The organism is Mycoplasmopsis agassizii (genome assembly GCF_002276225.1).
GTDB classification, from domain to species: domain Bacteria; phylum Bacillota_I; class Bacilli_A; order Mycoplasmatales; family Metamycoplasmataceae; genus Mycoplasmopsis_B; species Mycoplasmopsis_B agassizii_A.
In genome coordinates this window covers 88,746-114,183 of record NZ_NQNY01000002.1, presented here as the reverse complement: position 1 = coordinate 114,183, position 25,438 = coordinate 88,746, and the positions used below count along the sequence as shown (strand labels likewise).

At 28.0% G+C, this 25,438-nt stretch carries 16 protein-coding genes and 2 tRNA genes; 1 reads left to right on the top strand and 17 read right to left on the bottom strand.

What is annotated here, in order from left to right; translation table 4 throughout:
- The 7 genes from CJJ23_RS01090 to CJJ23_RS01060 all read right to left on the bottom strand — a co-directional run.
- On the bottom strand, positions 1-1,652 hold a 1,652-nt coding region (locus CJJ23_RS01090), incomplete at its 3' end, for a restriction endonuclease subunit S (RefSeq protein WP_095334546.1).
- Positions 1,653-1,809: 157 nt separating this feature from the next.
- Positions 1,810-4,344, bottom strand: coding sequence for a hypothetical protein (locus tag CJJ23_RS01085; protein WP_095334545.1), 2,535 nt, complete (start codon positions 4,342-4,344; stop codon positions 1,810-1,812).
- 411 nt (positions 4,345-4,755) lie between these two features.
- Positions 4,756-7,077 (bottom strand): hypothetical protein, encoded by a 2,322-nt coding sequence (locus CJJ23_RS01080; RefSeq protein WP_095334544.1) that lies wholly within the window; start codon positions 7,075-7,077, stop codon positions 4,756-4,758.
- 273 nt (positions 7,078-7,350) lie between these two features.
- Complete coding sequence (locus tag CJJ23_RS01075; protein WP_095334543.1) at positions 7,351-9,207, bottom strand: transketolase; 1,857 nt, start codon at positions 9,205-9,207, stop codon at positions 7,351-7,353.
- 161 nt (positions 9,208-9,368) lie between these two features.
- Positions 9,369-10,727 (bottom strand): DUF302 domain-containing protein, encoded by a 1,359-nt coding sequence (locus CJJ23_RS01070; RefSeq protein ID WP_095334542.1) that lies wholly within the window; start codon positions 10,725-10,727, stop codon positions 9,369-9,371.
- Between the two features lie 140 nt (positions 10,728-10,867).
- Positions 10,868-12,106, bottom strand: a complete 1,239-nt coding sequence (tyrS, locus tag CJJ23_RS01065; protein ID WP_095334541.1) for a tyrosine--tRNA ligase — start codon at positions 12,104-12,106, stop codon at positions 10,868-10,870.
- Entirely contained in the window at positions 12,094-12,690 is a 597-nt protein-coding gene (locus CJJ23_RS01060) for a hypothetical protein (RefSeq protein WP_180737996.1), read from the bottom strand. Before CJJ23_RS01060 ends, tyrS begins: the two co-directional genes overlap by 13 nt.
- A 22-nt stretch (positions 12,691-12,712) precedes the next feature.
- Here CJJ23_RS01060 and CJJ23_RS01055 point away from each other — a divergent pair, with 22 nt between their 5' ends.
- Positions 12,713-13,591, top strand: a complete 879-nt coding sequence (locus CJJ23_RS01055) for a DegV family protein (RefSeq protein ID WP_095334539.1) — start codon at positions 12,713-12,715, stop codon at positions 13,589-13,591.
- Positions 13,592-13,606: 15 nt separating this feature from the next.
- Here CJJ23_RS01055 and CJJ23_RS01050 read toward each other — a convergent pair.
- The 10 genes from CJJ23_RS01050 to CJJ23_RS01005 form a co-directional block, all read right to left on the bottom strand.
- Positions 13,607-13,681, bottom strand: a tRNA-Trp gene (locus CJJ23_RS01050).
- Between the two features lie 38 nt (positions 13,682-13,719).
- Positions 13,720-13,950 (bottom strand): acyl carrier protein, encoded by a 231-nt coding sequence (locus CJJ23_RS01045; RefSeq protein WP_084231901.1) that lies wholly within the window; start codon positions 13,948-13,950, stop codon positions 13,720-13,722.
- Between the two features lie 100 nt (positions 13,951-14,050).
- Positions 14,051-14,491: an MHO_1590 family protein gene (locus CJJ23_RS01040; protein ID WP_095334538.1), complete on the bottom strand. Its 441-nt coding sequence runs from the start codon at positions 14,489-14,491 to the stop codon at positions 14,051-14,053.
- Positions 14,478-15,596, bottom strand: a complete 1,119-nt coding sequence (locus CJJ23_RS01035) for an MHO_1580 family protein (protein ID WP_095334537.1) — start codon at positions 15,594-15,596, stop codon at positions 14,478-14,480. Before CJJ23_RS01035 ends, CJJ23_RS01040 begins: the two co-directional genes overlap by 14 nt.
- A complete protein-coding gene (locus CJJ23_RS01030; protein ID WP_095334536.1) occupies positions 15,580-15,885 on the bottom strand; it encodes a hypothetical protein in 306 nt (101 codons plus the stop codon). The genes CJJ23_RS01035 and CJJ23_RS01030 overlap by 17 nt, the downstream gene beginning before the upstream one ends.
- A gap of 1 nt (position 15,886) precedes the next feature.
- Complete coding sequence (locus CJJ23_RS01025; RefSeq protein ID WP_095334535.1) at positions 15,887-16,495, bottom strand: thermonuclease family protein; 609 nt, start codon at positions 16,493-16,495, stop codon at positions 15,887-15,889.
- A gap of 600 nt (positions 16,496-17,095) precedes the next feature.
- Positions 17,096-19,537: a hypothetical protein gene (locus CJJ23_RS01020; RefSeq protein WP_095334534.1), complete on the bottom strand. Its 2,442-nt coding sequence runs from the start codon at positions 19,535-19,537 to the stop codon at positions 17,096-17,098.
- 272 nt (positions 19,538-19,809) lie between these two features.
- On the bottom strand, positions 19,810-24,108 hold the full coding sequence (locus CJJ23_RS01015; protein WP_095334533.1) for a PolC-type DNA polymerase III: 4,299 nt from the start codon (positions 24,106-24,108) through the stop codon (positions 19,810-19,812).
- 128 nt (positions 24,109-24,236) lie between these two features.
- Positions 24,237-25,241, bottom strand: a complete 1,005-nt coding sequence (locus CJJ23_RS01010) for a phosphatidate cytidylyltransferase (protein ID WP_095334532.1) — start codon at positions 25,239-25,241, stop codon at positions 24,237-24,239.
- A 57-nt stretch (positions 25,242-25,298) separates the two neighbouring features.
- Positions 25,299-25,374 (bottom strand) — tRNA-Arg (locus CJJ23_RS01005).
- Positions 25,375-25,438 lie beyond the last annotated feature (64 nt).

The window sequence follows — 25,438 nt, the reverse complement described above, 5'->3', positions numbered from 1 at the left end:
TCATATTGCTGTCTTCTCATTTTAATTTCTGCAGGTAAACCTTCATTAATATCTGAAGTTAATTTGCTGAATTTATCAAGAATATTGACGATACGATTTTGCTCTTCTAGAGGCGGAACTGGAACTATTATTTCTTCTAAATTTCCTTTATTAATATTTGGAATTGCTGATTGCTGTCTTTGATTAACAATTTCATATTCTTTCGTTTTGAGAAAATAATATAAATATTTTATATTTATGTTTTCTTGCACTGATTTAACTCTAAAACATGTGCTAATTGCCCAAAATTTGAACCCCATTCAATTTATTGAACCAACTTGACCAACTCTTGCGATTGCAATTGAGTTTTCTGAATTATAATCATTATAATAACCAGTTATTTTTGATCCACCACCCATTACAGGGTATTTGAAATTGTCACTCATTTGTGACAAGGTTAAATGTTTTCCTGCCTTAATTTCAGTAATCTCACCAAGTTTTAAAAATTCAACATTATCTGCTTTTTCACCTTCAAAATTTAATAGATGATGTAGATAGTAGTTATATTGTTTATTTCTAGCTTCCAGCTCCGCTTCCAGCTCCGCTTCCAGCCTAGAGAATTCATCTAGGATATTGACAATCCTGTTTTGTTCTTCTAGAGGTGGAATTGCAATTTTAAATTGCTTAAATTCATCCATTTGCACCGATGGAAAAGCAGAATTATTTATATTTTGTTTACAAAATTCTGATAAAAGAAATGAGTAATAAAATAGAAATTTAGGTGTTATTAATTCCTTAAATTCATCTTTTATTTCAAGATTTTTGAATTGGTCATTTGCTAAATAATCTGTTGTAATCAAAGCATGCTCTCCTATTGTTGCAGTTGTAGCAATAATAATTGAATTAGCTTTGAAATAATTATTTCCTCTAATTGCATCCAAAGTTATATGTTGAATTGAATCATTTATAATTCTAGAACTAGATAGTCTTAAATCTTCCATTCTAAATCAAGGAAACGATCCATTAGATCAAAAACTCTTTTCCTTTTTGGAAGGAGTATAACCTTTTCTAATATTACATAACTTTTCTATTGTTATAAAATCTACATCCCTTCCTTTTTTACCTTCAAAATTTAATAGATGATTTAGATAGTAGTTATATTGTTTATTTCTAGCTTCCAGCTCCGCTTCCAGACTCGTGAACTCATCAAGTATTTCAACTATTTTAGTTTGAAGACTAAAAGAAGGAAGCGGGATAATTGTATCACCTAAAGGTTTCTTATATAAGTGTTGAATAATTGAACCTTGTTTTTTAGCCATTAATTCAGGCTCTTTTAGTTTTAAAATATAAAACAAATATTTAGTTAAAACCTGGTCATTTTTAGTTTCAACTACAAAACATCCATTCGCTGCTCAAAATTTTTGATTCATTCAAGTTACAAAACCTGCCTGTCCATCTTTTGCTATTACAATTATATTTTCATAATTTCACTTATCATAGTAGCCTGTTGGTTTAAAACCACCACTCATTACAGGAAATTGATATTCATTATTCATATGATTTCTAGTTAAACTTTTACCTACTTTAATAGTAGCAACATCATCTAGTTTTAACATTCTAACGTTATCGTTTTTAATTTCTTCTTCAATTAGTTTCAAAATATTTGGTTTCATATTTTCAATCTTTCCTATGTATTGTTTTAGTTTAAATTATATATCTTGAAAGTCAATATTAGTCGAATATCTTAATAATTTTTACTTGTTTTATTTGAAAAAATAAAACTAAAGCAATAAAAAATATTCTCATAAAAGAGAATATTTTCAAAATAGATTAATAGTAAAGAGTTCCATTAATGTACATTTCGTGTCAGTTGTAACCTTGACCAGTGCTATCCATAAATGAGAAATCATGTAATTTCATAACTTCTCGACCAAAACCTTTAACTGAGTAAGGAACTTTGTTTCCTTTATTATCAAACATGACAATATCAACTCCAAATCCTGTTTTTCAGTAGAATCTTGGTGCTTTAGCTGCGTATAAGTACATTCTTGTAACATTTTTTGAATGGACAAAGTTTCAAGTTGCATCTTTCCCAACCATTCTAATTGAAGCAGGTGTTTCTAGCAATCATAATCAATTGTTAACATCATCAAGAGGAATATCTGCTTCAGCAGGTTTTCATCCCATGATATGTTCATGTCATGAAGTAACTCATAAACCAGAAATTTTTGATTTTACTCAACCATTTTTAGTGATTGCTAAGAACATTTCTTTAGTATTAACAGCTTCTAAGAATGAATTTAAAGAAACGTTTTTATATTTTAATCTGTTTGTGAATTTTAAAATAATGTAAACATCATGCACTTCTGAAGTTATTGATCCATCAGCATTTTTAGTTGGTTTAGTTGTTTTAATGTGAACTGATAGTTTATCATCTTTACCATCACTAAAAGGTGTGAACTTAATATCTGCTCATTGATGTGATAATAAGAAAGCACCCAATTCAGTTTGTGCAAGTTGTTGCATGATTGAACGATTGTTTTTAATATCAGTTGTAATAAAGTTTAAATGTCTTTCAACTTCAATAAAATTATCAATTTCAATATTTTTAAAATCAATAGTAATTGGGTTATATTGATCTCCAAAATCTTCTAGTTTTTTAGAACCAAGAATTGGCATTTTCTCAAATTTAACTTGCCAATCATTTTCAGGACCAAAACTTAAATCAACAGTAATTGTTAAAATGTTTGCTAATGTTCTAGCACTTTGATCATAGTTAAATTCAAACTTTTTAAAAGTTGATTTTTTTAATAAAGCAGCCATTTCTTCATTTACTGTAACTTCAGCAAGATAGTCTCTATATGCTTCTAGTCTTTGAGTTTCATCTAATGTTGAAGCATTAATAAAGCGTAAGCGATTAATTGCTGCAACAATTCCTACATCATTTTTTAAAGTAAATGTTGATGTTTTTAGTAATGACAATAAGTCATTAGCATCTTTTTGTGCTTGTTGGCTTGGTGATAATGGTTTAGATGGATCACCTGTGACAATATCTAGACTTTGATCTTCTGATAAAAATCCTCTAATTAAAATTACTGCAGTTTTTTCAATCCCGTTAAAGACTGTTTTAGATGTTAAAATTAAATTACCTGCACTTGAAGAATCTTTACCATCAACTAATGAAAAAGTATTGGTTGAAGTTGCCCCAAATTTAAGAGGAACTGGTGTAACTAAAACACTGAAAGCATTTTTTAAGTTATCATCATCATCTTTGGCAATTTTAGCAATTTCATATAATTGATTTGCGTATTGCATATCTTTAATTTTTTCAAAAAATTCATTAGCAGTTGAATTTGTTGTAACTGTAATTGGGTTAGTTCTGAAAGTTTCGCTATATTCTTTTCAATATTCTTCAAATTCATTAACAATACTTGCAAAGCCTGTCATACTAAAAGCAGCAACTCCTAGTTGTTTTCCTTTCATGAAAACAATTTCGACAGTTAAATCATCTGAATATTGACTTGGTTGACTAATCACTAATGAAACAACCATGTCTTCAGTTAATTCAATTGGTAAATTAATGAATTTTCTGACATATTTAAGTTTTTCTCCTTCGGTTTGTGAATTACTTAATAAGTAACCTGCATAAACAGATCCTGCTCTAGCAGTTTCATCTAGAGAAACAAGTTGTCTACCATTAATTGCGTTTGTAATTTTTTCAACTACTTGTCTATCAGTTAATTCTTTTGAAACTATAGGTTGATTATCAACAGGTTTTTCAGGTTGATTTGGATCACTAGTAATTGGTACATCAGGATCTGGTGTAACAGGAGTAGTACCTTCTACATTTGTAGTTTCAGAACTAATTTCATCAGAAAAATTAACTGTTACATCCTTAGTAATATCAGCCAAACTAATTGTAATCACTACAATTAAAGGGTGTGTGTCATCTTTTGACATTGATTTTACATCAAAATTAAGATTTGTAAAGTCTTCAACTGTGTTTTTAAACTCAGTTGAAGCATGCTTTAACAAATTCAAACGAGTAATTCCTTCAAATCCTTGAGAAGCATCAATAATTTCTTGATAGTTGATTTCAGCAAATGCTTTTTTGAATGAAGTTGTTGATAGTTTTTCACTAGCTTTATCTACAATTTCTTGGTTAGTTAAAACACCCATCTCAGATGCTTCATCGCTGTTTAATGAAACTACACCTTTCATGTTGCTAACCTTTTGATAAAGATTTTGCAATCCTGTTTTTGAATTAGTGCTTTTTTGCGATATTAAAACTGCTGCGGCAACACCACTAGCAACCGCTACTGCTGATACTGCTGCAATTGTTGAAATTATTTTTATTTTCTTCATATTTTAAAACGTGCATAAATATGCACCTTGTTTTATCTCCTACATTTTTGTGAGTGAAATTACGGAATTTCACATTTCAAGTTGCTTGAATTTCACGGCTATATTATATAGTAATGTCAAAAAAAGCGTATTTTTTAATTGTTTTTTTTATTTTCGAAAAAAATATTTTTTTGCTCTATCTAAACAAGGTAAGAAACATAAAATTGGCAGGTTTTTTGCTAGCTTTGAACTACAAAATTTGCTAGTAAAAATGTCGCAAACTATATACATGTATCTCATTTTATCCAATTAAACTAATTTTAAATGTTTTAAAAACTATACTCTTTGTATATCTCTTCCAAAACCAGGAACTGAATAAAGAATTTGTCTTCCTTGTTTATCAAACATTACAATGTCAATTCCCATACCTGTTTAATCATAATACTTAGGCATTTTAGAAGGGAATAAAATGATTTTTATAACGTTTTTTGATTGAGTTAAATTGTATGCAGCATCTTTACCTAATAATTTAATTGAAGTAGGATCTTCTAATGTTCAAATTCAATCATGAACATCTTTTTTAAGAATTTCAGCTTCAACTTTTTCAATTCCTGAATATACTCATGCCATAAATGTCATGTATAAACCAGATGTTTTTGATTTTAATCATCCTTTTTCAACCATTAAAAGAAATCTTTCCTTGACATCTACAGCCTTAAGAAATTCGCTTAATGATACGTTTTTATACTTAAGTTTGTTTGTGAATTTTAAAACAAAGTAAACATCTTTTTCTTTTTTAGAAATTGATCCATCAATATTTTTAACAGGTTCATAAACTTTCAAATGAACAGATACCTTATCTTCTTGATGATCCATTAATGGTGTTATTTTAATGTCAAATCATTCATATGTATATAAAAATGCACCCATTTCAGTTTGATTTAATTGATATAAAAATGAACGATAATTTCTAATGTTTGCAGGGTAAACATAACTAATTTTTTTTTCAACTTCAAGAAAATTATCAATTTCAACATTTTTAAAGTTTAATATTATTGGTTTTTTCTCATCTGCAAAATCTTCGATTTTTTTAGTTCCAATTATAGGAAGTTTTTCAAATGTAACTTGCACATTGTTATCTGAACCAAAACTAAGCTCAGCGCTAATTGTTAAAATATCCTCAATGAAGATGGCATTTTGATCAAAAATAAAACTAAACTTTTTAAAAGTTGATTTTGCTAAAAGTTTAGATATTTCTTCATTGATAATCACTGATGCTAAATAATCTTTATAAAGTACAAGTTTTATGGGTTCACTTAAATTGGAAGATTTTATAAAATTAAGTTGATTAATTACAGCAACAATACCTATTTCATTTTTAAGATTAAAAATTGAAGCATTTAATAATGACAAAAAAACATTAGCATCTAATTGTGCTTTTTCGTTTTCAGTTAATTCTCGATTTGGGTCATTATGTATTGCATCTAAACTTTCATAATACGATAAAAATCCTTTTATCAAAATTACTGCTGTTTTTTCAATCCCGTTAAAACTTGCTTTAGATGTTAAAACTATGTGCCCTGGTTTATCTAAGTCTTCACCTTCAACTACTGAAAATGTGTTAGTTGCAATAACTCCAAATTTAAGTGGCAACGGTCTAACCAAAGTACTAAAAGATTTTTTTAAATTATCTTCATCATTATTGGCAATTTTAGCCAATTCATATAATTGATTCGCATATTGAAGATCTTTTATGTTCTCAAAAAAATCTTTTGCAGTCGAATTTGTTTTAACTGTAATAGGATTATTTTTAAAAGTTTCACTATATGTCTTTCAATATTCATCAAATTCCCTTGTAATATTAACAAATCCTGTGATACTAAAAGAAGCAACACCAAGTTGTTTTCCTTTTGCAAAAACAATTTCAGCAGTTAAATTATCTGAGTATTCGCTAGGTTGATTCATAACTAAAGAAACAATCATTTCTTCAGTTAATTCAACGGGTAAATTTACATATTTTTTCACAAATTGTAATTTTTGGGCTTCAGTTTCTGAATTGCTCAATAAATATTGAGCATAAACAGTACTGGATTTAACCATTCTATCTTTTGATACAAATTTTTTTGCATTAATTTTATTAGTAATTTCTTCAATAATACGGCGATCGTTTAGCCCATTTGAATTTATTTGATGCTTAGAATCTTGACTTTTTGATCCATCTATATCATGATTAATTGTTGAATTCTTTTCATCAACTTCATTGATGAAATTAACAGTTACATCTTTTTTGATCTCACCATTAATAATAGTCATTGATACAACCATCGGGTATGTTTCGTTTTTTTTGACCATTTTAACTTCAAAACTAAGTTGTTTATATTCGTCTAAAACTATTTTAAATTGTTTTGATACAACTTTTAACAAACTTAAAAGTGAACTAGGAACAAAATTTCTTCATTTTGCAATAATTTCTGAATAATCAATTTCTGCAAAAGATTTTTTGAATAAAGTTGTTGCTAACTGATTAGCAACCTTATCAACAATTTGTTGGGAATTTAAAATTCCTAGTGTAAGTGCTACACCATTAGTTAATGAAACTGTGCCCTTAACATTATTAGCTTTTTCATCAAGGTTTTCTAAGTACGTTTTTTGATTATTGTTTTGTTGCGATACTAAAACTGCTGCAGTAACACTAACAGAAACTGCGATTACTGAAGTTGCAGCAATTATTGGAATTAATTGTTTTTTCTTCATACCATAAAAACGTGCATAAAAAATTGTGCACTTTTGTTGATCTCCTACATAGTGTGAGAGAAATAATTAAATTATTATTAATAATTAACATTTAAAATTACTTCAGTTTCACGGCTATATTTTATAACAATGTCAAAAAAAGCGTTATTTTTATCTAAGTTTTTTTGGAACCATATTATATTAATTAGATATCTTATGTTGGTGAATTTAAAAAGTTTTCTGAGCTTAAAACCTAAGAATTTACAAAAAAATAACTCGATAGGAGTTATTCTTCTACTTGTTATTTTTTTGCATAATATGCATCACTTTGGTTCGTAGATTTTTATGATCTAAACCAAAATGTTCATAAACTGATTCTCCTGGCGCTGATAAACCAAAAGTATTAATTCCGATGTTATATCTTGCAAGGCGATCTCAACCAAAAGTTACTCCTGCTTCAACAGAAATTGCAAACTCTTCAATTCATGAAGGTTTTTTAGTTACTAAGTCCATTGAAGGAACTGAATAACAACTAAAATCAAATTCTTCAGCGATTTTTAAAGCACTTTCAACTTCAGAACCTGAAGCAATTAAAGTTCACTTTTGACCTTTTCTTAATAAGTATGCACCATTAGAAACTCTATCAATTGAAGTGTTTTCTAATGTTTTTAGATTTTGTCTAGTTGTCACAATTGTGACAGGTGCTTTATTTTCTAGATAATATTTAAATGATCCTCATGCTTCTTTTTCATCAGCAGGTCTAAATAAAACCATCCCTGGAATTGAGCGAATTGATGCAAGTTGCTCAATTGGTTGATGAGTTGGTCCATCTTCTCCAACAAAAATTGAATCATGACTAAAAATGTATAAAACAGGTAATTTCATTAGTGAACTTAAGCGCATTGCACCTTTTAAATAGTCACTAAATACTAAGAAGGTTGAAACAAAAGGTCTGAAGTTTGAATGCAGTGCAATTCCATTTGCAATTGCAGCCATTGCCATTTCTCTAACTCCAAAAAGAATGTTGCGACCTTGATAATTTGATTCAGAAAAATCTCCATCAAGTCCTGCTACTTTAGTAGAAACTGATAAATCAGCAGAACCACCAATCATTTGTTTATTTAATTTAGCTAAATGATTTAAGATTTGCCCTACTGAATTTCTTGAAGCTTGATCTTGTTTTATTGTTTCATCAACATTAAATTCAATTTCAGTTTTTAAATAAGCTTGCAGTTTTGAAGATGCTTTTCATTCTTTAAAGTTTTGATTTTGCTTTTTACGTCATTCTGAGTAAAATCTTTCAACTAATTCAGGAACTGCAAAATAATCATCATTTCATTTTAGATTTTTTGCTAGTTGGTCAATGTCATTACCAAGTGGTGAACCATGTACTGAAGTTGTTCCTTGTTTTGAACTGCCTTCACCAATAATTGTTTTAACTGAAATAAAACTAGGTTTGTCAGTTTGTGTTTTAGCATTTTTTAAGGCATTATCGATTGCTTCAACTGTATTTTCATTTACTAATTGAAAATAAAATCCTGCAGCTTCAACCCTTTTTTGTAACTCTTCAGTATTAGTTTTATTAACCATTGTGTCTAGTTGCACATCATTATTATCATGCATTATCACTAAATGGTTTAATTTTAAATGTCCTGCAATCGCCATCGCTTCATAGCTAATACCTTCTTGTAAATCTCCATCACCAACAATTGTATAAACGTAGTGGTTTACTTCTGCAAATTTAGATTGTAAATGTGCTTGAGCAATTGCCATTCCCACTGCCATTGCAAGCCCTTGACCAAGTGGACCTGTCGTTGCTTCAACTCCAATTGTATGCCCAAATTCAGGGTGTCCTGGTGTTAAAGAATTAAACTGGCGAAAATTTCTTAAGTCTTTTTCTTTTAAAATTCCTATTAGTCTTAGTTGTGAATATAAAAGTGCTGAACCATGCCCTGCTGATAAAATAAAGCGATCTCGATTGATCCAATTAGGATTAATTGGATCAAAATTTAAATGTCTTGTATAAAGTGTGTGCATCATAGTTGCTGCGCCTAAAACAATTCCAGGGTGACCACTGTTAGCTTTATTAACTGCAGCAACACCGTTCATTTTTAATGTTTTAATACTTAAATCATCTAATGATTTAATCATATGTCCTCCGATTAGTAAAATATTTAATTTAATATAATTTGCCTAGTTTTCTACTAGATTATTTTAATTATAAATTAAAGAAGCGAACTTTCTTTAATTTAATCTAATTATAAAAACCACACTTTATTAAAAAGTGTGGTCTAAATTATTCAGTTTAATTTTTAAGGAGTGGTTGTTGCTGCAGGTGCTTTATCAGCATTATCTACTAATGTTTTAACAGTATTTGTAAAATTGGTTGCTTTAGTTTGTCTTGCAGTTGTTACATCTGTGCTTTGACCTGTTGCATATTTAGTTAAGTTTCTAACTGTTGCATTTGTTGCAACAACAACTTTAAAGTCATCTGTAACATAAACATGAACTTTTAAAGGTAAATCAAGCCCTAGTTCAACAGTAGGAAGCATTAAGGTTGTACCTTTTGCCCCGTTACCAAAAACTAAAACTTTATTAACACCTTTTAAGCGTTTATCAGGATCGTTAGCAACATGATCAACTGTGAAAAAGACTTTGTTACCACCTGCTGTAATTTTTTTAGTTAGGTTATCAACAATAGTATTAGCTAGCGTTGTAGCAGTTTCTAAACTAGCAGTTCCAGTAACTGAAAAAGTTTTTGAATAGCCATTCATTTCATTAACTTTAACCATAGTTGTGCTTAAAGTTCTTGAAGGTGCTGCATTTGCAACAACATCTAAAAGCTTAGTTTTTACGGCATTTTCGAAGTTTTGTGCAGCAGTTGCATTCATTTGTCCATGTAACATTAACACATCTTTTAGAGCATTTGTTTGCACGTAAGTTTTATCACCTTTAGTATAAACTTGTACTCTTAGTGGCAATTCAAGCCCCATGCCTGGGCTAGATGTCATTAAAACTGTACCTTGTTTTCCATTACCAAAAACAATTACTTTATTAAAAGTTGTTAAAGCATTATCTCCAGTTAAATTAGCATCATCAGAATTTTTCTTATGATCAACTTCACCAAAAACTGTTGCGCTCATTCCTTCTGCTGCTGTTGATACAATTAATTCCTTAATCTTTGTATAAGCAGTTTCTGCTGTATAAGAACTTTTGATTTCTCTAGGTACTGATTCATATAATGAAATTGATTGCATTTTTTCTCCAAAGGTAAAAGTAATTTCTTTTGCTTCTGATGTTTGACTATTTAAAACTGCTGTCACAGAAAGTTTAATAGTTTTAGCAGTGTCATTTGCACTATCTTTAACAATTGCAAAATTAAGTGTTGCTTTATTTAAAGCAATTGTCCCGTTAGTTGCAAGAGCATTTAAACTGCCTCCTAATCACTTAGTAACCATTGCTTGATCAACTGATGTTAATGAACTAGGAACTACTTTTACAGCATCTGCAGAGTCTGCATTTACTGACTTAACTAGTGAATCAATTAAAGTTTTAACTGTTTTTTTATCATCTTCCTTCGTGTCTTTTTGGGGTGAACACGCAATTAATGCTGCAGTTGAAGCTAAAACTGCTCCTCCAAATAACATTGAAATAATTATTTTTTTCTTCATTTTGACCTCTTTATATTTTACTCAAATCCAAAAAGATGGATTTGATAATAAAATTTTATAGAAATATTATTTTTTTCCTGAAATTAAAAAAAATAATTATGTTTTTTACAAACATAATTTTTTGCTTGATTTTTAAAATTTTAACTACCAATTTTGGCTATAAAATGGTGGCGTTTACCACGTTTTATTAGTAAATATTTTCCTTCATAAAGGTCTAAATTAAGTTTTTGATCAACAGTTTTAATGACTTCTCCGTTAACTTTTAGGGCATTAGAATCTAAAAACTCTTTTAACTCTCTTTTTGATTTTACAACCTCACCTTTGATCAACATCTCAGCTAAATCTTGTTCATATTTAATCACTGGTAAACTAGTTAAAAGTTGTTTTAAATCATCCAAAGTTAGGTCATTTTCTGAACCATTAAAAAGTGCTTCACTAATTTTAATAGCCTGTTTTACTGCTTCTTCACCATGTAAATTTTTAGTCACAGAATTAGCTAAAAAAGTTTGTGCAAGCCTCATTTTTGGGGCTTTTTGGTGCTCTTCAAGCACCTTTTCAATCTCGCTTAAATCCTCTAAACAAAGCTGTTTTAATAAGTTTTCAATAATTGATTCACCTTGATTAAATAAGTATTGGTAAATGGTGTAAGGACTAGTTAATTCTTTGTCTAATCATAAGGCTCCTCCACCAGTACTTTTACTAAATTTATTACCATGTTCATCAACAATTAAGTTAGTTGTAATTCCTAAATAAGGGTATTTATTGCCATGAACTGAATTAATTAATTCTAATCCTGCAGTAATATTTCCTCATTGATCACTACCTCCTAGTTGAATCATAATTCCATGATTTTGTGCTAGCACAAGAAAATCATAAGCTTGCAATAATGAGTAAGAAAATTCTGTATATGAAAGTCCTTTTTCAATTCTGCTTGAAATCGACTCTTTTGCTAAAAGAGTCGCAATGTTAAAATGTTTACCTACGATTCTAAGAAAATCCAAAACATTCATATCTTGATAAAAATCATAATTATCCATTACTTCTAGACCAAAAGATGCAAGTTGCTCTCTAATTTTTGACTTATTCAGTTTTAATGTTTCCATATCTAATAAGTTACGTTCAGAGTTTTTAAAAGAAGGATCTCCGATCATTCCTGTAGCCCCCCCTAATAAGGCAACTGCTTTAAAACCGGCATTTTTAATTCTGATTAAGTTAACAATTTGCGTGTAATTTCCTAGATGTAATGAAGTAGCAGTGGGGTCAAAACCAATGTATGCTCCTTGCTCTTTAGTAATTAAATTGATTTTATCTTTTTTCGAAATGTTTTTAATTACACCTCTTTTTTCTAAATCTACGATTAATGATTTTAAATCTTTCATGTGAATAAGATTTCCTTTCCGATTTCTAAATTTGATGAATATGGTTTTAATTCTTCTGAAATTTTCATAGTTTTTTCTGAAACTAACATCACTTTAGAAAAGTGATTTGCAATTTTTTCATAGCCAACAACTTTGCCATTTGCTAGTAAAGTTCCAAGGGTTGCAACTGTTACATTATCACCTATTTTAAGCCCTTTTAGGTTAGTTACAACTTCATATTCTTGATCAGCTTTCAAGGTTACAAAGTCTAAATTATTACTGTTTTCATGCTTTTTGATATCAATAATTTGTGCGCTTAAATAGTTATTTTTTTGTGGTATTAAGTATTCAGGATGATCTTTAATTTTTTCACTTATAAGTGAATTTAATGTTTCTCTTAACTCAGCAGTTAGTGAGCCGTAAGAAAAATTAAATTTTTTTAACACATCGCTAGGCACTTCAAAGAAGTTTACACCAACTAGATTGTTTTGAGCAAAAAGTAGCGAAAAGGTATCAAAATCTAATGTTTTTGATACTTTTTGGGCTGAATCAATGCTAATTAAAAGGCTATTTTTAAATGCCTGATTTTTAATGTATATAGACATGTTTTTAATTATAATATAAAATATGAAAATAGCAATCATTATAGATTCAGCAAGCGGCTTATCAAAAGCAGAAGCTGAAAAATTAAACTGACATTACCTACCTTTAGGTATTACAATTGACGATAAGTTTTATCAAGATGGAATTGATGTAACAAGTAAGAATATTTATGACTTTTTTAATCCTAAAAGCAAAGTCCAAACTTCTGCAACACCACCTGCATTAGTTGAAGAATTATTTGAAAAATTATCTCAAGAAAACGATAAGGTAATCGTTTTCCCAATTTCAAAGCATCTATCGAGCCAATACCAAAACTTAGCAGCAACTGCCATGAAATTTAAAAATGTTCATGTAGTTAAATCAAATAAAGTGGCGATGCTAATACCACTTGCTTTATTAGACTTTGAAAAAGCATTAGCAGAAGGTCAAGATTTTGAAACTTCACTTAAAAAGTTAGAAATTTGAAAAGAAGAGCAAAAGATTTTACTAATTCCTTATAGTAACGATCGTTTAGTAGCAGGAGGTCGTTTGAGCCCTGCAGCCGCTAAAGTTGCTAAGTTATTAAAAATTACACCTGTTATTAAATTTGAAGATGGACAATTACTGCGCCATGCTAAAGGTCTAGTTTTTGACAAAGTTATTAATAACATGATGAAAGAATTAACTGAAGAAAGCAAGGACAAAGAGTTAGAGTCAACACCAGTGATTTTGCATGCAAATAATCCCCAAATTGATGAATTTATTCAAGAATTTGAAACCATTTCAGGTTCATCAGTTTTTGTAGGAAACATTCCTTCAGTTGTTGCCATACATACAGGACATAAAGCAATTGCTTTAGCAAACAATACTTTTTCTAAAGAATCAAGCGAGAAATTACAACACGTTTTAAATAGCGATTTATAAAAAGGCAATAAAAAATGGCAGGAGTAACAGGATTTGAACCCATAACACACGGGGTTGAAGCCCGATGTTCTACCGTTGAACTATACTCCTACGCTGAGATTTATTATAATAAAAAATAAGCAAAATGCTTATTTTTTTTCATCAATTTTTCTTTCAACTAAAGCAACAATATCACTTACTTTTTGCAGTTGAACTAATTCTGTATCAGTGATTTCAATTTCAAAAACATCTTCCAAATTTGAAATTGAGTGAACTAAATCTAGTGAATCAATTCCTAATTCAAAAATATTTGAATCTTCAGTTGGTTTTGTTTTTGACATTCTATCAAGGCGAGAAATAATCTCTTTTTTTACATCCATAGTGATTTTATAACCTTCCTACAATTTAAATGTATTGATAAATTATTAATCTAATTATAGAAAATAAAACATTTTAGTAGCAAAAAATAATGTATTTCTTTTATTTGCTCCTTGACACTTCAAAGTTATAAACTCTACTTATTTTATTGTTGTCATCATCACTTCATGTTAGTTTCAAATTAATAACCTTAGGACTTACTATTTGATATTCATAAGTAAATCAACCATAACTAATAGCCATTCTCGATATTTGATCTTTAATAAAACTAGCAATGATATTATCTTCAAGATAAAAATCACCATCTTTGATTTTTACATATTTATAAAAATCCTCGCTATGAAAATCAGAGAAAATCTGCTCTTCTCGCAATAATTCTATTGGTTTATTAATAGGTGGTGTTACTTGTTCAGGTTTATTATTTTGCACTGCAAAGTAAATTCCTACTGCTGCAGCAGAAAAAGCAACCACTAAAGCAGATGTTCCAAGAGCAATTTTATTTTTGAAAACATAGTTTTTTATTTTAGTTTTACTCAGCTTCATCATCTAAATCACGCCTTTGATATGTTGTTTCAAAATAAAATAGTGAAAAATTATTGTCAATAATTTTACTAAATTCACTATTTTTAATTATTCCTTTTTGGCTTTTTAAACTTTCGTTTCAAAATCCATGTTTAATTTTAAGTTTGATTTCACCGTCATCTTCATTTAGTAATGCTTTATCAAATTTTTGGTTCAAAGCAATTTTTAAATTTTTAAACGCTTCATTAACTTGAAGCTCAAAATTTAGAATAAAATTACCTTTGAAGTTATATGGAACTAATAACCCTGTTTGTGAGTTAGCACCAAGAAGATTAACAGTTTTATGTTTTTCAAAGTCATAATAACTTTGGCTAACAACTTCTAATCTACCTTTATTGATTCACGGTTGAAAATCATTGACAAAAATAGACCTTATCTCATTTTCATCAGAGATATCATCTTGTTTAATTTTTCCCACTTTAAGATCCACTTGCTTAAAAATATCTTCGTTAGCAGTCGATCTTATTTCATAGTCTAAAAGATTAACTATTGGTTTAAAGCGTTCAAATTCAGGTTTTTTAAATTTTATTTCAAGATATTCAATATCTAATTGAGCACTTATTCTTGACCTAACTTTTAGAGCTTCATTTGTAAATTTGATGATGTAAGGAATTCTAATTTTAAGACTTTCAGAATCAATTAAGTAATCTCGTTTGTAATCATTTAAACCAATATTAATTGAGGAAATGAACAAAGGACCTGTTATCGACCCGTTAGAAATATTATTAGCAATAATTGTAATGTTATTTATAGCAGACAATTTCATTTTTATCTTAGGCGCAATAAATACTGCTTCAAGCCATCCACCACGAGGATTATTTGTATAATAATTTTGACTAGTTGCAATAGTTTTATTATTAATTTGCAGTGTAAAAACTACGTTTCTACTTGTATCAGCAAGCATCCTTGCTTTTATACTAAACGAATCATCTGAAAGATACCTTTTTATTTCTACTTGGAGTTTTTCCTTTGGAAGAGTTTGATTTGTTATTTGAAAATGTTCAACGAAATCAATTTTGTGTTGATAAACCTGTGCAGGTTCAACAGTGTTATTTACTAGATTCATAGCAATTGAAATAAGTGTCAAATAAATCAAGAACTTGCTTTGAAGATTTTTTAAAAATATTTAGTTCTGATTTTTTAATTTGACTTGAAATTGACTTTTTACTATTGTATTTTTCTAAATAAAAATTTAGAACAAATAATTGATTTTCATTCATTTTATTTTTTATGAATTCAAATAAATATATAAAGTCAAGTTCATTATTTATTTTGATGTTCTCCTTAATTTTTTCTTTTATAAAGACAATAAGATCAGCAATTTTTAATCTATTGTCAGTTTTATTTTTATTCATTTTATTTGTAATGTTTTGGAAAGATTGTTTTTAATTTGTCACTCGATTCTTTTCAAAATCCTTTTTTATTAATCTGTGCATTACTTTGTTCTTGAAGTAATTCTTTATAATATTTTTCATCATCGTAATAATAAAAATCTTTTTTGTTAGTAGAAAAATATGCAAGTATGGCTAAACCTTCACTAATTAATTTTTTAGCCAAATCTAAATTATTGTTTGTAAAAACTTTAGCAACTGATCTTTTATATTTATCTTGTTTTATTAATTTATATTTAATATTTTTATTTAAAATCAAATTTGAAGTAAATTCTTTTGCTTGTTTTGCATAATAAAAACCTAAATCATATTTATATGAATTTTCAACTTTTAATTCGGCTGTATCAACACCAAATAATCTAAAACTTTTTTTATTATCATAAAATGTATCGCCGTCATAAATTTTAATTATTTTGGTTATTTCATTTTCATCTTTTGAAGTATCTTTTTTAATTTCAACGCATGAATAAGTGAATACAACAGTGAAAACAGGGATTGTAAATATTAAAAATTTTAGTAATTTTTTACTTAATATCAAATTAATTATTTTGTATTTGGAAAATTTATTTTTCATTTTTTTGTTTGCTTTTATTTTTAAGTATCAATTATATTTATTAATTTTTTAAATCTAATTATTGTAATAAAGTTGGAAGATCAGAAAAGAATTAAAGTATATAAAGAAGAAAGTAATGGATAAATCATAGTAAGGAAAAATAATTTAAAAAATTAACTTGTGATTGAATTAATATCTTAGTTTGAGTTACTAATTTAATTCACTTTAAATAAATTGAGACTTATAAAAAATGCAAGCATTTTCTAGGGAGAAGAATTTTTTTAATATCTCTCCTCCCTATTTAGCAATAAAATTTTTTAGCTAATTTGGAAAATATTTTTAATTTTTTTTAATAAAAAATATTTTTTATAATAATTTGTAAAATTAAATAATTTCTCATAAATATTATAAATTTAATTTAAAAAATAAGTAAATTATTGATGGTATAAATATTTTAATTTAATTTATAAAATAAATATTTAACTTCAATAATTATTTTCAGTAATTTTTAAACTTTATATTTAAGTTTTTTGAAAAGCCAATTTTGGGATTTATGTAGAGATAAAAAGTAAAAAAAATTATTTGTGCTTTATACACAAATAATTAGATTTAATTGGTATTTTATTTACTTACTCCAGTAATTATAATTACATAATCAGGCACTTCTAACGACCCAAAATCAAAGTTAATTATTAGTTTTAGTTCAGTCATTTTGTTTGATAAAGCAAGTGGTTGAGTTGGCTCTAATTTGAATTTTTTAACCTTTAATCCGAAGGTGTAATAATCCATATTTTGTTTATTAGATAAACGTGAAATTAACAATTCTAATTTTTTATTTAAATCAGATGTACGATTTATTTCATTTAAATTATCAATTGTTGCTACCTTATTATTAAATTCTAATTTAGTTGGTAAGCTTTTTAATAACTCAATTCTATCTCTGTAATTTCTTTGAGCAACAACATCATCTTTTGAAATAAAACTAGTTAAAGCAATTACTCTTTTTCTCTGAATATTATTTGCATCGATAGAAATTATTGTAATAATAATTTCACCGATTAAATTAGTTGTAGCAGGTCTTTTATACTCAATATTGTAAGCATAATTTGCCCCACCATATTTTCTAGTAAGCAGTTCTCTTCAATGAGTTTTATCAATATTAAATTTCTCTGCTAAATTTTGAATTGACAATCCAAAATTTTGTGGATAAACATTTATATTAAAAATACTTTCAGCATCAATATATAAAGTGTTTTTATTTCAATCTTGAATATGTTGATCAATTTCCTGATTTCATTTTGTTCAGTTATTTGAAAATTCAGATGAATAAGTTAAGTTTAAACTATTAATTGTGAAGCTAACTTGTTTTTCGTAGTTACCATGTTTTACTAAAAAAGAAATTAATACATTTTGATTTGTTTGTACTAATTTAACGTTTTCAATATAATCAGTATAAAAAGTATTTTCATGTGCTTGAATAATATTAGTTAAAGAATGGATGTAATCTTTTTTCTCTTTAACTGTTGTTAAGGCATTAAATTCACTAGCAATTACTGCTGATGTTTTATTAGTAATTAACGAGTTAAATAAATTGTTGTCAACTGATTCTGCAAGTAATCTAAACTGTTGATTAAAGACATTTTCAGGTTGAAATTCAGTTACATAGATTTTAAAAGAACGATAATTATTGTCAACAAATGCTTCAAAATTTATGACTAATCTTCCTGGCTTATCAAAATCAGTATCATCAACTGAAAATGTTCTAATAATATTTAAATCACTTAATTTTCTAGTAAGCAGTGCAAATTGATTAACATCTGCTTTAATAAGATCGGCTACTGCTTGTAATTGTTTTTCAAAAGAAGTTAGAGGTCTTAAATGTTTATTATAAAAAGCAAGTGCAGAATCATTTATTGATAATGAATTAAGAGTTGTAACTGATAAAGTCGAAACTAAATCAGTGTAATTTTTTCAAGCTGTTTCTTGTTCGGATAACATTTCTTTAAAGTTTGTAAAATAGAAAATAACTTTATCTGCGTAATCTCCAAATTTTAAATTCATTGCCACTTGTAACTCGTTATTAGTTGTTACAGCTAAAGAAATAGATCCTTTACCAATACCTTCTAGGCTATTAAATTTACTTGTAAATTCTTTTGAAATTTTTAATAGTTCTTTTTTCTGAGTTGTAGTGGAATAATCTTTATTTGCTAGGTAAAAATCAGCTGCTGTTAGGTCAGATTTATCAACAGCGAATTTTTGATCTTCTAAACTTGCTTTAAAAGCTTGTAAATCAAGTGCTACTTTTTCAGTTGGAGTTACTTGCTTTTTAAGGCCTGTTATTTTGAATTTTATCCCTGCAAACAGTTCATTCAACCTTATAATAGCACTTACATTTAAAATGCTATTATCTTTAGGGTCTGACGAGAATAAAACATTAGTTAATATCAGTCCTTTAGCAATTGTGCTTTGATACTGTTTCTTAAAATCAGGGCTAATTTCCTGTAATTTTTCCAAAACATCATTATCCTCTGTTAAATTCAGACTTGATAATTGACTTGTTGTAAGGTCTTCTTGTGTATTTTTAAATGTTTTTATTGATGATCAAATAATTTCTTCAATTTTAAATTTCGATTCTTTTTCAGCGTTTTTGTCTTCAAAACCAGTTATTAAAATATTGTCATAAAGTAATGTTTTTTTATCTTCTGCATTTCTAAGTGAAACTCTTATAGTTAAAGTGTTTTGAGTAGTACTCAAAACTTCGAAAAGTAAAAATTTTTCGTTTCAGATATCTGCATATTTTTCTAGACCAAGATTTTTTAATGTATTTTTTTCAAAAACTTGAGTTGGTACATACTGTCTAGAAGCTGGTTTATCTTTATTAAAATTTGCCAATTTTAACGCATCAGTTGCTTCTTTAAGATAATCAGTATCACTAACCACTATAGGAGTTGGAGTAGTTATAGATTTATTTTGTGAAATAGCAACACCTGCCACGACTGCGGCACTTGATACTGCAGCAATAGCAAAAAAACTAGTCAATAATAAAAGCCCTTTTTTTGTCATTTAAATTCCCCTTACAACCTTTTGCTAGTTGCGTTGAAATTATAACTTATTTAAGAAAATAGCCATTATTTTAAAATTTTTCAAGTTTTTTTGAAAATTATATTTTTTAGTGTATGTATTTTTAATATCTTATTAATATGATTGATTAGAATATTTATCAATTTCAATTGAGAAAAATGTTATTTTATTATTTAAAAAAATCCTAAAAACACGATTTTACCGTACTTTTAAGATTTTAAACGTTTAAAATAAAACATTTTTTTAATTGAAAATTATCAAAGAGTATTTTGATTTTCGATATCAATATCCTTAAAAACATTAATATCGTGAAGGGTTTCAGCAATAGTTTGGGTTGCCCCGCTACGTTTTTTAAAGTCCTCAAATGAAATGAATGGTTTTTGTTTTCTGGCTTCAACAATTTTATTAGCGATTGATTCACCTAAACTATTTACAGTTACAAATGGCGGTATCAATGTATTTGTTTCTTTGTCGAATAATCACTCTTTTGCTGCGCTTTTTTCTAAATCAATTGTAGATATTTTAATACCTCTTGCTGCAGCTTCTTGTGCTAAATAAAGCGTTTGCAAGATTGAATCATCTTTAGTACTTAATGCTTTTCCCAGTAATTTTTCTTGGTTTTCTAATTGATTAATTTTTTCTTTGATTGCCTGATTTCCAGAAATCATTACCTTAATATCAAAATCGTTTGCTCTAGTTGTAAAATAAGTTGCATAGTATTCAAGTGGATAATAAACTTTAAAGTAAGCAACTCTTCACGCCATAATTACATAAGCTGTGGCATGTGCTTTAGGGAATAAGTATTTGATTTTGACTAAATTTTCAATATAACCAGGAGTAGCACCGTGTTTTCTGATTTCTTTTTTTTGCTCATCAGTTAAACCTTTGCCCTTACGAACCTGCTCCATAATATTAAAGGCAAGTTTTTGATTTACACCTAGCTCAATTAATCTGATCATGATGTCATCACGACAAGATGTTACATCTTTTAAACTTGAACCTCTTTTAATAAGTTGTTCTGCATTACCTAATCAAACATCTTCACCATGGCTTAAACCTGAAACAGATACTAAATCAGAAAATGATTTAACATTAACTGCAGTTAGCATTTTTCTAACAAATGGTGTACCAAATTCAGGAATTCCTAGTGCACCAGTAGGTTCATTTAAAATGTCTTCAGGTTTAATACCTAATGCTAAAGGTGAAGAAAAAATAGAAATAACTTTATCATCTTTTTTAGGTATTTCAAATAAATTTACACCAGTAATTCTTGACAACATTTTTAAGGCTGTGGGATCATCGTGTCCTAGTAGATCTAATTTTAATAGATTATCATGAATCGCTTTGAAGTCAAAGTGGGTTGTTTTTCAACCAACACTTTCATCATCAGCAGGGTAGTTAATAGGTGTAAAATCTTCAACATCGTATTCCTTTGGAATAATGATGATTCCACCAGGGTGTTGTCCTGTGGTTCTTTTAACATCAATTGCTTTTGTCATTAAAAATCTGATTCAAGCATCTGAAACTTTTTCCTTGTCTTTAAAGTGATTTAAAACATAACCATAAGCTGTTTTACTTGCAACTTTAGAAATAGTTCCAGCGCGAAAACTATGATCTTCACCAAAAATATTTCTAACTTCTTCATGAATGATTGATTGGTATTCACCTGAAAAATTTAAATCAATATCAGGTGTTTTATCTGCCTCAAATCCTAAAAATGTTGCAAAAGGAATGGTTTGTCCATCTTTGTCTAACTTAAACGAACAACGTGGACAATTCTTATCATCTAAATCATAACCACTATTTGTTAAGAATGTTTCTGGAAATTCTGAGTATTTACAGTTTTTGCAATAGTAGTGTGGTTGCAAGGGATTTACTTCAGTAATTTTAGCCATTGTTGCTACCAATGAAGAACCAACTGAGCCACGAGATCCGACTAAATAACCGTCTTCCAAAGATTTATTAACAAGTTTTGAACTAATTCAATAGATAACATCAAAACCGTATTTTAGAATAGGTTTTAATTCATCTTCAAGTCTTTTTTCAACAATTTTTGGCAATGGATTTCCATATTGTTTATAAGCATTTTCGTATACCATTTTCTCGAGTTTTATGGCAGAATCATCAAAAATTGGTGCAAATAATTTGTCAGGAATTATTTGTAATTTATCGATTTTAGAAGCTAGTTCTCTTGGATTATCAATTACCATTTTTTTAACTATTTCTTGATAGTCTGGGCCTAAAAAAGAGTACTCATTCATTAATTCCTTAGTTGTGAAATAATGTTGATCAGGGTAACTGTCATAACTGTTTCTTTTGAAGAATAATTTGTGCCTTTTGTTCTTGATACCAGTTGCTTCAATATAAATTTCATGAACAATTTTTGATTCAGGACTAAGATATCTAGGTTGTGATGATGCAATAATTTTTTTATTCTTTTCAAGTGATCAATCTACTAATTTTTTCAACAAACTTTTAATTTCGCTAGCTCCATATTTATTGAAAAAATGACTCATTCCACTAAAAGGTGGAATTTCAATATAATCAAATTTATCAATCATCTTCTTAACATTAACTTCATTTTCTGAAATTAATGAATTGATCATTGGACCTGCTACACCACCTGAAGAGAAAAAAAGATTATCAGTTTTTTTTAATTTTTCAAAGGGGTATTTTGCTTCATTATAAAAGTAAGTTGTATTTAAATTAGAAATAATTTTATAAAGTTCTTTTAATCCTTTTTGATTTCTAACTCAGATACTAATGTCATAAGGTCTTTTGCGTTCAAATACAGTTTTATTTGTGTATTGGTTTAATTCAGAAAATGTAAGTACATTAAGGCGACTAAATGAAGAGACTTGTTGCATTCATATTTTTGCTAAAACTTCTGCATCATAATCAGCACGGTGAGCTTCTTCTTCGTTATAAATAACTCCTGCTCTAGCGGCAACCATACCTAATGTAAAACCACGACTGAATTCAGTTGCTAAATGAGAAGTAGCAACTGAATCTATAAAAACATTGTCAAATTTAATATTAAATTTGTTTGCTTTTTCTATTAAAAAATTGTAGTCAAAAGGTGCATTATGGGCAATAATCACATGATCTGCAAAAAAGTTCTTAATTTTAATTAAAGCATTTTCTAAAGTCTCACCTCTATCAGATTGAGCTTGAGTAATACCTGTAATGTTAGTTATTTTTGAACTAATTTTTTTGCTTGATTTAACAAAAAAAGATTCTTTTTTTGCAATTTTATTGTCTTTAATTAAGACAGCTCCAAATTCAATTATTTCATCTTCAATTGGACTTAAACCTGTAGTTTCAAAGTCAAAAGTGACATATGTATGGTCTTTTAGATTAATGTTGTCTTTTTGATTATCATATTGAATAAAGACACCATTACCATCTTTATAGGTTGAAACGCTTGCTCCATAGACAACTTTTAGATTTTCGTTTTTTTTAGTTAAATGATAAAACTCAGGGAAAGATTGCACACTATTTGTGTCAGCAATTCCTATTACAGGGTGGTTAAATTTTAATGCCTGATTAACTATTTCTTTAGGAGATAAAATGCCATCCATTGTTGACATTTTTGTATGAAAATTTAATTCAATATGTTTTTCAGCCGCTTCGTCAAAGCGATCCTTAAATAATGGTTCACATTTTTCAAAACGATTAAAAGTTACGTTTTTTAATTTTTCATTAATAACTTTAACAGTGCCATAAACTTTAATACAATCACCAATTTTGATGTCTTTGATTTTTGATTCATCATTTTTAGCAAAGTAAATTAATTCAGCGGCTTCTTGGTAATCAGTTATTAAAATACTATAGCGTTCGTTACTATTAGCAAGTTTTCTAGATGTGATCTCGAAAACATCACCTATTAATTCAACATGTTCTTCATTAGAATCTTGAAAATCTTTTAGAGTAAGTGGTTGATATTCTCTTTTACTATAACTTCTTGAAGATGAGCCTTTATAGCTATTATATTGTGATTGTGTTTCGCTAGGTTTATACTGACTAATAATGTATCTAATTTCATTTTTATTTAAATTGAAATTAGGTGATGTTTCTTCTATAAATTCAATATCCAAAACCGGGTTTTTGATTCCTTGTTTTTTAAGTTGATCTTCAATAATATTTTTATGACTTAAGCAAAGATTAAATTCCTTTTTGTTTTTAAGTGTTAACTTGATTTTGCTACTATCATCAGCGATTTCTAAGGCACAAAATCTTAAAGCTTCATTTAATTGTGGTGATTTAATAACTTTTAGTGCGTTATTAAAATGAGTGTTGAATTTACTTTGTGATGATTTATTTAAATTGAAATTAAAATTACAACTAATTGAATTAAAATGACTATGTAATTTTGATTCAATTAGTTTTTTAAGTTGTTCTGTTTCATTAAAATCATGAACTTCATCAAATTCTACAGTGAAATCAAAACTAGAACTTTGCTTATTAAATTTGTGTTGCGTTATTCTTCCTTGGCGAAATTTTTCAGGTAATTCTAGGTTAAATTCTTTTAGTAGTTTCTCAAATTGACTCATAGATTTATTTTAATCAAAAGATGCTGTAAATATCTAAATAAATGAATTTTTTTCTAATGAAAAAATAAAAAAATTGCCTTTTGAAAAGCAATTTAAAATTTCTTACATTTTTGATAAAAACTTATTTTTTAATAGAATGAAATAGCTAATAAAGCAAAGAAATTTACGAAAATAATACTATCAAAACGATCTAATAAACCACCGTGATTTCCAAGTATTTTAGAATAATCTTTAAGTAAATTTACCCTTTTTATATATGAAAAATATAAATCACCCACGATTGAAAAAATCGGCAGAATAATCGTTAGATAAATCGCAAAAGCTGCAACTGAAGCAGAATCTGGACTTGTTGAAAAAAAGAACTTACCTTGAATATTGAAAGATCAGTAAATAATTTGTACAAGAATTGCACCTGCTAGAAAACCTATTAAAGTTCCTTCTCAAGTTTTTTTAGGGCTAACAAAGGGAGCAAATTTTCTTCTTATAAATTTTCTGCCTAGTAAAATTCCACCTAAAAAAGCAGATGTATCGGTAATAACTGGCACAAAAACTATTAATAGAGCAAATTCAGGGAAAAGGATAAAGATATTTAATAAACCATTAAAAAAGATGATTAATAAAAACAATGAAACAGCTATCAATAACATATTAGAAGCAATCACGTTTGGTCTGCTTAAAATTACTTTTCTTTTAACCTGTACTAGATAAAAGGCAAAAACGACAGTAACTTCAATTAGAAAAATTAAATAAATTCTTCAATTTTTTAATATGTCTTTTAATGTACTAACTACCATTTGCATCGTTATTACTGAACCAGTGACACTTTCAGTTTCATGTGGATTTTGGTCAAAAATTGTTCTAAAGTTATCAAAATGAGCAAGCAATGAAGCAAGCGTTGCTAATGCTAAAATAATTGCCACGATATAATGAATATCAAAAGCTTTTAATAGTTCATAAGTCATTCAAGCAACAACTGAAAAAGTTATAACCATCATTATAACCCTTGTAATAATTGCTCCAACTCCATTAGAATCTTTTAGCAAAAAAGAAAATAAAAAAAATACTAAAAATACTAAAAGATAAATAACGGAAACGATAAATCTTCCTTTTAAAATTTTTTCTTTAATATTCATAGTATCTACTTGGTAAAATCTTAGGAATTGCACCTTAAAATTCTATTTGATTTTATATGGCGCGCCTGAAGGGAATTGAACCCCTGACCCTCAGTACCGCAAACTGATGCTCTATCCGCTGAGCTACAGGCGCATAAAAACATTATAAATAAAAAAGCGAAAATTTAGATTAAAAAAATTCGAGAAATTTCTCTCGA